The sequence below is a fragment of the Verrucomicrobiia bacterium genome (assembly GCA_035577545.1).
Classification (GTDB): domain Bacteria; phylum Verrucomicrobiota; class Verrucomicrobiia; order Palsa-1439; family Palsa-1439; genus Palsa-1439.
The window spans coordinates 1-10853 of record DATLVI010000040.1; the positions used below are offsets into that span (position 1 = coordinate 1).

General features: G+C 58.4%; 12 protein-coding genes. All 12 read right to left on the bottom strand.

Features of this window, described 5'->3' with window-relative positions:
- Positions 1-230: hypothetical protein (locus tag VNL17_14770; protein ID HXI85342.1), on the bottom strand; the 230-nt coding region annotated here is incomplete at its 3' end.
- Positions 227-586 (bottom strand): hypothetical protein, encoded by a 360-nt coding sequence (locus VNL17_14775; protein ID HXI85343.1) that lies wholly within the window; start codon positions 584-586, stop codon positions 227-229. The genes VNL17_14770 and VNL17_14775, both read right to left, overlap by 4 nt.
- Before the next feature lie 123 nt (positions 587-709).
- Positions 710-1657 carry a 16S rRNA (cytosine(1402)-N(4))-methyltransferase RsmH gene (gene rsmH, locus VNL17_14780; GenBank protein ID HXI85344.1) on the bottom strand — a complete coding sequence of 316 codons (948 nt, stop codon included), beginning with the start codon at positions 1655-1657 and terminating at the stop codon, positions 710-712.
- Between the two features lie 145 nt (positions 1658-1802).
- Entirely contained in the window at positions 1803-2171 is a 369-nt protein-coding gene (locus VNL17_14785) for a hypothetical protein (GenBank protein HXI85345.1), read from the bottom strand.
- A gap of 7 nt (positions 2172-2178) precedes the next feature.
- Positions 2179-2631, bottom strand: coding sequence for a hypothetical protein (locus tag VNL17_14790; GenBank protein HXI85346.1), 453 nt, complete (start codon positions 2629-2631; stop codon positions 2179-2181).
- Between the two features lie 287 nt (positions 2632-2918).
- Positions 2919-3716 (bottom strand): alpha/beta hydrolase-fold protein, encoded by a 798-nt coding sequence (locus VNL17_14795; protein ID HXI85347.1) that lies wholly within the window; start codon positions 3714-3716, stop codon positions 2919-2921.
- Positions 3713-5215 carry a methionine--tRNA ligase gene (gene metG, locus VNL17_14800; protein ID HXI85348.1) on the bottom strand — a complete coding sequence of 501 codons (1503 nt, stop codon included), beginning with the start codon at positions 5213-5215 and terminating at the stop codon, positions 3713-3715. The genes VNL17_14795 and metG overlap by 4 nt, the downstream gene beginning before the upstream one ends.
- 43 nt (positions 5216-5258) lie before the next feature.
- On the bottom strand, positions 5259-6353 hold the full coding sequence (locus VNL17_14805; GenBank protein ID HXI85349.1) for an MraY family glycosyltransferase: 1095 nt from the start codon (positions 6351-6353) through the stop codon (positions 5259-5261).
- Position 6354: 1 nt separating this feature from the next.
- Positions 6355-7512 (bottom strand): glycosyltransferase family 4 protein, encoded by a 1158-nt coding sequence (locus tag VNL17_14810; GenBank protein HXI85350.1) that lies wholly within the window; start codon positions 7510-7512, stop codon positions 6355-6357.
- A 3-nt stretch (positions 7513-7515) separates the two neighbouring features.
- The gene (locus VNL17_14815; protein HXI85351.1) at positions 7516-9552 is read right to left on the bottom strand and encodes a glycosyltransferase family 39 protein; all 2037 of its coding nucleotides are present in this window, start codon (positions 9550-9552) and stop codon (positions 7516-7518) included.
- 41 nt (positions 9553-9593) lie between these two features.
- Positions 9594-10556: a DUF6600 domain-containing protein gene (locus VNL17_14820; GenBank protein HXI85352.1), complete on the bottom strand. Its 963-nt coding sequence runs from the start codon at positions 10554-10556 to the stop codon at positions 9594-9596.
- Positions 10557-10638: 82 nt separating this feature from the next.
- Positions 10639-10853 (bottom strand): methionyl-tRNA formyltransferase (locus tag VNL17_14825; protein ID HXI85353.1); only part of this gene is annotated, 215 nt, incomplete at its 5' end.

Consider the following 10853-nt stretch of genomic DNA (forward strand, 5'->3'; position numbering starts at 1 on the left):
ACGATGCGTACGGACAAACTATTGGCGAGCAGATTGCCGTTCGCATCCAGGATCGCACCACGGCGACCTTGCTGATGGACAACCTGCTCGCGGTTAGCCTGGGCCAACGCACTGAGCTCCTTGTGCTGTAGTACGTGCAAATCAAAGAGACGGAATCCAAGCGCCATGAAGACCGACGCCAATGCGCCGACCACAATCAACGCCCTGCCCTTTTGTGGAGCCAGAATCATCGCTTCGCCAAAGTTTTTGGTTGCGAGCCGCGCGCTTGTAGTGGGAGTTGGGCCGGCAGCGGTGCGTTCGCCATTTGCATGTCCCACTCCTGCCCCGGTTCATACAGCCGCACGACCTGGCTCTCCTTCGGTGCGACGAGGCTCAGGTTGTACTGCTGGCACTCTGCCTCCAGTTGAGCCGGTGACTCCAAATGCGCCATTTGCGCGGCCAACATCAGGTTGCGTTTGTGGGCCGAGGACAAAGCCGTCTCGCGCTTTTTGATCTCATCGCCCAGGCGATAGATCGCGTTCTTCTGCCAGACGTAACCCAAACCGCTAATAGCGACACACGTGCACACAACCAGTGATTTTGTCACGGTGCCGAACCTCAACGACTCACGTTTACGGTTGCGCTTCATCACTTAAATTTGTCCAGGGGGTCGGCCTCCTTGAACCGGCCCCCTGGGGGGTTCCCCACCCCCTCGAACATTTTTCAAACTCTAAACTTTCTCCGCCACCCGCAACTTCGCGCTGCGGGCCCGCGGGTTGGTGCGCACTTCTGCTTCGCCGGCAACGACGGGTTTCCGCGTCACGATCCGCAATACTTCCTTCCGGCCGCAAGCGCATGCCGGTAAATCGGTCGGGCAGATGCAGCCCGTGCTTTTCTCCACGAAAAACTGTTTCACAATCCGGTCTTCCAATGAATGGAAGGAAATGACGGCGATACGCCCGCCTGATTTCAGGAATTGCGTGGCCGCCTCCAAACCTCTCTTGAGGTTGCCGAGTTCGTCGTTTACCGCGATGCGCAACGCTTGGAAAACACGCGTCGCCGGATGAATTCCACCATGCTTGGGCCCGAGAACGCGCTCCACCAATCGGGCGAGTTGTGTGGTGGTTACCAAGGGCGTGTGCTCGCGCTCGGAAACGATTTTACGGGCAATCGCGCGGGCGCGTTTCTCTTCGCCATACACGCGGAAGATCCTGGCGAGTTCATCGAGACCAGCGGTGCGGAGGATGTCCTGGGCGGTGGTTCCGCACTCACCATGGGATTCCCGGGGTTGGCGGCTCATGCGCATATCGAGCGGGCCTTCCCGCTGAAAGCTGAAGCCCCTCGTGGGCTCGTCAAACTGACGGGAACTCACTCCGAGGTCGAACACGACCCCATCCACCGCTGTCACTCTCAAACTCATCAACACTTTCTCCAACTCCACATAGTTGGCGCGCACCAACTGAACGCGCGCCCCAAATTCACCCAACCGCTCGCGGCTTGCCGCGATGGCATCCTCGTCCCAGTCCAGCCCGATCATTTGTCCGTCGGGCCCGCACGCGCGCAAAATCTCCCGCGTATGCCCGCCACCGCCGACCGTACAATCCACGTACAATCCGCCGCGGCGCGGCTGCAACTGGTTTACAACCTCCTTGATTAGAACAGGGGTGTGATAGGTCATATGGAAGCTCTGATCGGCAGGAAATCGACGACTTACGTACGCCGATCCAAGCCTCCTCTGACACACCTCCCTGCCCCACTCACGGGAGCCTTCACTCCCGCCGTCATCGCCTCACGTGACCGCGACGGCCCTGCGAGTTCCCCGCTCACAAGCGCGCAGCACGATGACTACCCAACATTCGTCCGACCAAATGTCCAAATCCAACACGCGACCACGGGTTATTGCCGGAACGTTCGCGTTTCACGTTCTCCACGGTGTAGCTCGCGGAAGTATCGATCACATCGGTGGCCATCTCCGGCAAACAGCCGCAACCGCCCTCGATGATGACCGCGCCTCGCGCTACGGGGCGTGAAGCAGACCGCGTTACTCCATTGACGCCTGGCGAGTGGATAATTCGTCCATCCAATTTCGGAAATGGATTCATCCGCGGTAGTCGGAACTGCCGCATTTCGCTGCCCAGGCTCGTCAGGCTGCGGTTCAAACTCAAGAATCCCATGGCGTTCTCTCGGCTCATTTCAATCTCACAATCCCACCTGCTTGGCGGCTTCCGAAAATTTCTGCATCGCATTACGGTCAACCTCAGCCCAACGGGCGGGCGACCAAATCTCAAACCGTGTCAGCATTCCCACCAGCACGGCTTCTTTATCCACGGCAGCGTGCTCTTTCAGCTCTTCTGTCAAGGCGATGCGCCCTTGCGTGTCACAGGGCGAACCATGCGCGCGGGAGGCGATCAGACGGAGAACATCGCGTCGCTCGTACTCCCCAATCGAAATGTCGTCGGCGCGCTCCAGCATCTTCTCCATCGCCGATGCCGGCAACACCACCAGACAATTCTTTGGGTCGGGCAACACGTAAAACTCCTGCGAGCCTTTCGCGGCGGCTCGCCATTTTGCCGGGATCGCTACACGCTTTTTTTCGTCAACCGAGTGCCGAAACGTGCCAACGAACACCGTCCTTGTCAGTGCCTTGACCATTTGGATCGTGATTCCTCCTTGAAAATCACCATCCCCACAACGCCCCACTGTTTGACACAACTACCCCTAACGTGTCAACACCTTTCCGAAAAATATGTGGAAAAATCTTCGATCACGAAAACGAACGAGTTTACGCAGGCGCGATTCGGCATGCATACGCGTGGAGAGTCGTAATTCTCAGGCGCCGGGGGATGTAGAACAACAATGAGGATTGAGCAACTTTTACCACGCACACAATCCGCGATTACAAGATTCGTGCCGCGCGTGCGGAGGATCCGAACGTTTTTTCACTTCGCGTCGGTCGCGTTTCCGAAGAGGAAAACGAGCGCGCGCCACACACGATCGCGCCAGCAGCGCTCGTTGTGTTCACCACCCTTGTCCTCGAAGTAGCAGAGATCGCCGCCTTCGCGCCAGCCGCGTGCGAGATACGCCTGATGCACTTTGCGCGATTGCGGCGCGCCGTCGCGCACCGTGCCGCAGTCGAGATAGATGCGCAGGTCCTGATGCTCGCGTTCCTTGATGAACTCGACGAACGATTTGCTTTGTCGATCCCGGACCTGAAACGCGCCGGAGAGACACGCGGCCTGGCGGAATGTCTCGGAAAGCTTGTGCACCATCCACAACGAGACCAACCCGCCCAGGGAGGAACCCAGCAGCGCGGTGTGTTTGCGGTCCTTCTTAGTCGGGAATTTTCGATCGACGCAGCGCTTCACGACATCGACAACGTAATTCGCATAAGGGTGCGCGAGAATATCGTCGTAGGTTTTTCCCGGTGTGTATTCGCGGAAGCGCGCGTGCGTGTTGGGTATGCCGACCAGGATGGTCGGTTCCATTTTTCCTTCTCGTGTCAACTCATCGGCGATCAGGTTGAGGCACCAGCCGCCGTGACCGAAGCAACAATGCGGATCGTCCCAGATGTTCTGGCCATCGTGACAATAGAGCACAGGGAAGCGCCGACGATGATCGTGCTCTGCAAGTTCGGGAAGATAGACGTAGATTGGCCGGGACCCGAGATGCCCGAAACGAGGCAACACTTTCGGCTCATCGATGACGTGAAAGCGGGACGACTCAGGCAACCGGATCATGTGCGTTTCGGGAACAACGGCGCAATCTGCCCGATCTTCGTCCCCGGCGCAAGGCGCCCCCATACAATCTCTTCTGAAAGCACCTGGAGTTTTTCCGTCGCGCCCAACTGCACCCGTATTTGGTGCGCGATCGTCGGCATAAACGGCGTTACCAGAAGGGAAATCAGGCGCGTCGATTCTGCCAGGTTGTAGAGCACGGAATCCAACCGAGTTGCTTGCGCTGGATCCTTTGCCAAGGCCCACGGCTTCGTCTCTTCAACATAGCGATTGGCCCGCGTGACAAAGCCCCATACGTGCTCTAGTGCCGTGCTGAAGTTCAACTCTGCCATTGCCGCGCGATACGCCGCCGTCGCTTTCTCGCCATCGGCTTTTAAATCTGCATCTGCCGCCGTCGGCACAACACCGTCGCGATAACGCTGGATCATCGACAATGTGCGATTCACGAGATTACCAAGATCGTTCGCCAGGTCAGCGTTATACCGTTGCTCCACCCGCGCCCATGAAAAATCGCCGTCTCCATTGAACGGGACTTCACGCATGAAATAATATCGCAACACGTCCGCGCTGTACCTCTCCAGGGCCTGCGACGGCTCGATCATATTACCAAGCGTCTTGCTGATTTTCTCACCGTCAATGGTAACGAAACCATGCGCAAACACCATCTTGGGCAATGGCAGCCCCAGGGCCAACAGCATCGCCGGCCAAATCGTGCAATGAAAACGCGTAATGTCCTTGCCGATGATGTGTACATCCGCCGGCCACCAATGCTGAAATTTCGCTTCATCGCTACCGTAACCGATGGCACTGACGTAATTCGTAAGCGCGTCCGGCCATATCCAAATGGTCTGTTTCGGGTTGACCGGGCTGGGCACACCCCATCGAACGTTGCTACGGGTAAAACTGACATCCTGTAAGCCTTCCCGGATAAGGCCGAGAATCTCGTTTCGGCGAATCACCGGCTCGATCCGGAACTCGGCCGTCTCGATCAACTTCTGCAATTGCTCTTGAAAAGCGCTGAGTTTGAAGAAGAGATTCCTCTCCTTCACTCGCTCGAGCGAGCGCTTGTGGATGGGACATTGTCCATCCGGTGCATCCTTCTCGGTATAGTAATTTTCGCAACTGGGGCAGTACATTCCCTCATAGTCGCCTTCGTACAAATACCCCGTCTTGACGAGTCGCTCGAACAGCAGTTGCACAGCCGCTTCGTGCTGCGGATCGGTCGTGCGCAGGAAACCGTCGTACGAAATGCCCAGTTTCGCCCACGCTTCGGTGAAGGCAGGAATCATTCGCTCACAATACTCACGCGGAGAGAGACCTTCCTTTTCCGCTTGCCGCTGCACATTGAGGCTGTGCTCGTCCGTACCGGTGAGGAAAAATACATCGTCACCGGACAGCCGATGGTAGCGCGCAGCCACATCCGCCCCGATCTTTTCCAACGCGTGCCCGATGTGCGGGCGCGCATTGATATAATCAATAGCTGTGGTGACGTAAAATTTCATCGGCGCGAGATATTCGCAGTTTGACGCAACCGAGTCAACCGTCTCACTTCCCGCCGAGCCGCTCCAGTAAGGTCACGACGGCGAGAATGCAGATGGCCTGGACGATCACGATCAGCGCGGCGGTCATTTCCGACCACAGCAGGATGGTCGCCCCGAGGCCAAGGGTCAGCGTGATCAGATAGATCAGCGTTACCGCCCAACTTTGCGGCAGGCCGAGCCGCACCAGCCGATGGGAAATGTGGTTCACGTCGCCTTGATAGATTGGCTGACCACCGCGCAACCGAATCCACGTCACCATGACGAGATCAAATAACGGCACTGCCAGCACCAACAGCGGAATCAACACTGGCAAGAGTGTAGGCGTTGTCCCGTGGTGATAGAACGTGACGCAAATCGGCAGGACCGCCAGCATATAGCCCACGAAGTGACTACCCGCGTCCCCGAGAAAAATCGTCGCGGGCTTGAAGTTATGCGGCAGGAAACCCAGCAATGCGCCTGCGAGCGCCAGCGCGATGAGACAGACGAAATACTGGTGCTGAATCCCCGCAATAAGCCCAAAGAGTGCCGCGCAGACCAGCCCGATGCCCGCGCACAGCCCGTCCATGTTATCGAGAAAGTTCATCGCGTTGGTGATGGTCACGATCCACAACACCGTTAACACATAACTCACGAACGTGTTGTGAATGAAAACCGTGGCCCGGATCCCCGCCAGTGCCACCAATAGCGCAATGACGATTTGCGCGATCAATTTCGTCCGCGCCTTGATCTCGTATTTGTCGTCGTACATCCCGAGCGCCACCATCAATCCGCCTCCGAGCACGATCACCAGCAACTTCGGCCAGACCGAGAACGCGCCGTCCAAATACATCTTTACATCGGGCATCTCGACGAATGGCAGGTCCACCCGGCTCGCCAGTGGAAGAAGGAACAAGTAGTTAAAGACCACATTGGCTGCAAACGCGCAGAAGACCGCCGCCCCACCCAACAACGGCATCGCTTCGGTATGAATCTTCCGCTCGCGGTCCGGCTGGTCGATGTAATTCCACTGGATGGAAAGTCGCTTGAAAAGGGGTGTAAGAAGCAAAGCCAGCCCGAAGCTGACATCAAACACATAGAAATAAACCAGCAGCCAGTGCATGTCAGTGCCGCGCCGTCCACAGTCGCCGGTACAACTCGTCGAGTTGTCTCACCATCCGCTCCTCCGAAAAACGCTCCTTGACCAGATTTCTGCCCCGCCCGCCCATTCTATTTGCCAATTCCTTGTCCTGCAACAACCGAATCACGGCGGTGGCCAACCCGTTCACGTCCCCCGCCCGCACGAGCAAACCGGTCTCTCCGTCAATACACACCTCGCGCGCGCCATCTACGTCGAAAGCCACCACCGGCTTTCCGCAAGCAAGCGCCTGGGGTAACGCCCGCGGCAAGCCCTCCCGCAACGACAAGTGCACCAGCAGGTCCATCGACGCCACGTACCGCGGAACCTCGCTCGGCGGGATGAGACCCGCAAAGGCAAAATGACCGCGCAGGTTCATCTCTGTCACCCGTCGCTCAAACCGTTCGCGGTAGACTCCATCACCCACCAACAGGAATTTGACGTTCGGCACGGCGGCCACAATGCGTGGCGCCGCCTCGAACAGAAACTCATGTCCTTTCAGCCGGAACAAGCGCGCAATCTTGCCAACTACAAAGTCACCGGAGGAAATCCCCAGCGCTTGGCGCAGCGAATCATCGCGTCGCGCGCTCAAAAACGCATCGATGTTCATGCCGCTATGGATGGTCACATACTGATTGGACCTGCCAATACCCGCGGCGAGGTACTGCTCGGTCATGGCGTCCGCAACGGAGACGAATTGCGTCGTGTATCCACCCACCACCTGTTCCGCCCAACGGAAAACCCAATTGCCAATGGGATGTTGGTATTCGTAGAAGGACGGCCCGTGAATCGTGTGCACAATGATCGGCACCCGGGCCAGTTTCGCGGCGATGCGCCCGATGAATCCGGCCTTCCCGCTGTGTGTATGAACCACGTCGTACCGTTTCCCGACGAACAGCCTCCGTAGCGCGGTACAGGCGCCCAGGTCGTGAAACGGATTCAGTGCGCGCCGCAGCTCCTCCGCAACGATGATCGGTACACCCTCCCCTTTCGCTTGATCGTGGAGCGAACCTTCCGGCCCCGTTTGTGGCCCAATCACCAGGTCCACGTCGTGGCCCAGCTTCCGTAAGCCAATACAAGTGGACACGGTGTTCTCCTGCGCCCCGCCGACGATCAACCGGGTTATGACATGACAAATCTTCATCGATTACTTTTTCGCCAGTTCGTACACAACCCTGCGTCCCGTCCGGTGAACTTCGGTCGCCTGGTGTTGCAGGGTATACCGGATTAGATTCCAATTCGCGTCCACCATGTAATTGTAGCCGCGTCGCAGCCGATCCAATTCGGCAAAATTTATGTACACATGCGTAATACCCCTGGTGCGCAGCGCCGCCGCTAATTCCTCCTCCGTTTTCGCCCCATTACTCATCGCGGTCAGCGGATGCTGGTCAAACGCCGTACTCCACAGGACGGGATGTTTCGCATAATACACGCGACTTTCTCCCACATAGAGCACTTTGGCGCCAACAGGCAGGTTTTCGTTCATCCAAACGATTGGCTCAAGCACACCCTTCCCCATCCGCGCGATGAATTCATCCCGCGTGACTTGTCCGAGTGCGTACTGCAGAAAACTCATCTGCGGCGGCAGGTGCTCCGGGTTTTCTGTGTCCGCCAGATCATTAAGTGCCAGCGTCGCCAGACTTGCCAGCACGACGGTTCCGACGGCAAGGCGCACGGCGAATCGCGCGGGCGCCTCGCGACCGAGTTTGTCCATGGCGAATGCGCCCGTCACTGCCGCCATGCCAAAGGTTGGGAACAAGAACCGCCAGGGCCGAAAGGTGAAGCAAAACCAGCTCGCGTATGCGCCCGCCACCAACCACCCTGCCCGCTTTGCGGCTGGTTCGAATCGCGTGACCAACAGGACCAGCGGAGTTGTCATCAGCAACAAGGGCACCGCGCCCGTCTCAACGAATGAATAATTCCACAGTAGCGAGAAAAACTGTCCGATGGTTCCCCATCCGAATGTCGGATAATGTTTCTCCGAAAAAACCGCGGCTTGCGACGCGGTCCAATGGGAGTTCGAGAACCATTGATGGAATAGCGGGTAGACCGGGTCGCCGGCCAGCAGCCAATTCTTCACCAGCCACGGCGCAACCACAGCCATGGCCAGAAGGCCGAAGGCCGGTAGCAAACGAAACTCCCGACGGAATACCAATAATATAGCCAATGGCAGCAGCACGATCGGGATCGCCGTCCATTTTGTCGCCACCGCCGCACCGGCGCAGAGCGCCGACAACCAAACAAGGTTGCGGTTTTCTTCCTCGCTTCCAATCACCAGCGCGCCGAACGCCAGCGTCGCGAAAAACGCGGTCGCCAGATCAATCCGCGCGGTCTGACCAAGGTCCTGAACGAACGGTGTACAATAGAACAGGGCCGCCGCCGTCAACCCCACGGCCCGCGACCATAACCGCCGGGCCACGCCAAACACCGCCACCGCGCCGAGCAGGCCAAACAACCAGTGCAGTATTTTCGCCGCGATATCCGAGGTCATGGTCGTCGCCAACAGGTACAACATCTCCGTCAGTTGTGGCAGGTTCGAGTAGAAGTTGTGGGGTAGGAACACGATACGGCCTGCGTGCTGATAATCCGCCAGCGCGCCGAGATGATATTCGAGTTCGTCGTATTCAAATGGTGGCGCCAACGCACCCGCGAGATTGAGCACCGCGGCCAGCACGACGCACGCGACCATCAGCTTCGCCCAGCGGTCGGTCCGGTCCGTTGAAACCTGGAAATCGCGGACGAACTTCCGTGGCGCAGGCAAAAACCAACAGAGCAATGTGAGAGATACAAGCGGGATATTCGCGATGGACACGGATCCCGCCACGAGTACGAGTACGGCCAGCAGCCAGAGACCCACCGCCAGGGCAAGCAGCGCCCCAAGAACATCGCGCTTCGCCACGAGCCGGTCCGTCACCGTAGCGCCCAAACCCAGCGCCGCAACCGCAATCCCGATGACGCAGGCGAAATCGTACGCCCTCGCGATCCAGAATTCCTGAAAATGCGGGCCAACACGAAGCGCTGGCAGCGCCGCGCCAAACAGGTTCGCCGCCTGCCAGGGCAGGATCCACGCGCCGTAACGAACGAGGTAAACCAGCGCCAGCCCGACCACCCAAAGGATTGCGAGCAGTCGCGCGAATTCAGGACGAAGCCATGGAGACGCGGCGCGATCCGAAGTGGTCTGCATTGGCCGCCATTGTAGCGGCCAATGCCAGATGCGCAAGCCGCCTAGTTGCGCCGTCCGTTGCCCAACGAGTCGTCAGCGATGTCGCGTCCGTGATGCTTGTCCACCCGGCCATTGTCAGAACGACCGTTGTTCGCCAGGGGCTGGGAGACCGGCGAACGGTCGTCGCGTGAGCGGTCCGGTCCGCGGACCGCCGGAACATCGCGGTTGAGATCACGGCCGGGACTTTGTGGCGGAACATAGACGACGCGGTCCTCGCGCGGGCGATTACGCAGTGTGGGAATGTTTCCCCGATGGGGGACCGACGGAACGTCGGCACGTAGATCGTGGATTTGAACAAAGGGCACGGCCCGCTTCGTGACCCGCTGGAGATTATCGACACGCGGGCCTTGGTTGATCACGACCTGATTGATCCGCTGAATCCTCGTAATGTTAACCGTCTTGTTCACGATCGTCTGGTTCACAACGACAACGGACGGGCGGATCGGCTCGCAAAAGTGGCGGCGATCGATGAAGACAAACGTATTCGGCGCGTAGATCACTTGATCCGCGTAGATCGTCGTGCCTTGCGGGCCGAAATCACAACCCGGCGGCAACGGCGCCCAACCGATATAGTCACCGCCCTCACGCCACGAAACCCAGGCGGGCGCCCATTGCGTGCCCGGTGTCCACAGCCAGCCGTAGTACGCGTCGTATACCCAGCGCCCGTAATGATACGTCGCCCACGCCCACGGTTCGTCACTCGCCCAGTACCAACCACCATCCGTCCACAACCACGACCCGTTCGTGTACGGTCGCCAGGAATCGTCCACGTAAGCGGGGTACCAACACCAGCCGTATGAATCGGTCTGTACCCAATTCCCATACGCAGCGAGCGGTGCCCGAAAATCGCCAGTCTCCCGAACATCGACCCCTGCCGAGTACGCGTACTCCGCCGAAGCCTGTTGAAAAGCAAATCCCGATAGCACCACCGCCACACCCGCCAAAATCGTCCACGTTATTTTCATATAACGCTCCTCTCTGTCGAATTGGACGATGTTCCCGACAGATTATTCAGAGCGTGATCCGAGAAAGTTCCGGCCAGGGGCCTCAACCCAATATTGAACCCACTTTGACCGCATGGCCTCGCAGGAAAGCATCGAGGGGCATGCGTTTGCTGTTGGCCGGTTGGAGTTCCTGGATGCGCACACCGCCCTGGCTGGTGGCGACGATGAAATCGGGAAGCAGCTCACCGGGGTTGCCCGAGACACCATCCACGACTTCGACTTTCCAGACCTTCAACAACAAATCGCCCGCGCGCGTGT

What these genes read in the sequence shown, in the direction of transcription:
- VNL17_14820 (HXI85352.1), bottom strand. Translation starts at nt 10,556, where the DNA reads ATGAAAATAACGTGGACGATTTTGGCGGGTGTGGCGGTGGTGCTATCG.
- VNL17_14785 (HXI85345.1), bottom strand. Translation starts at nt 2,171, where the DNA reads ATGAGCCGAGAGAACGCCATGGGATTCTTGAGTTTGAACCGCAGCCTG.
- metG (HXI85348.1), bottom strand. Translation starts at nt 5,215, where the DNA reads ATGAAATTTTACGTCACCACAGCTATTGATTATATCAATGCGCGCCCG.
- rsmH (HXI85344.1), bottom strand. Translation starts at nt 1,657, where the DNA reads ATGACCTATCACACCCCTGTTCTAATCAAGGAGGTTGTAAACCAGTTG.
- VNL17_14795 (HXI85347.1), bottom strand. Translation starts at nt 3,716, where the DNA reads ATGATCCGGTTGCCTGAGTCGTCCCGCTTTCACGTCATCGATGAGCCG.
- VNL17_14790 (HXI85346.1), bottom strand. Translation starts at nt 2,631, where the DNA reads ATGGTCAAGGCACTGACAAGGACGGTGTTCGTTGGCACGTTTCGGCAC.
- VNL17_14815 (HXI85351.1), bottom strand. Translation starts at nt 9,552, where the DNA reads ATGCAGACCACTTCGGATCGCGCCGCGTCTCCATGGCTTCGTCCTGAA.
- VNL17_14805 (HXI85349.1), bottom strand. Translation starts at nt 6,353, where the DNA reads ATGCACTGGCTGCTGGTTTATTTCTATGTGTTTGATGTCAGCTTCGGG.
- VNL17_14810 (HXI85350.1), bottom strand. Translation starts at nt 7,512, where the DNA reads ATGAAGATTTGTCATGTCATAACCCGGTTGATCGTCGGCGGGGCGCAG.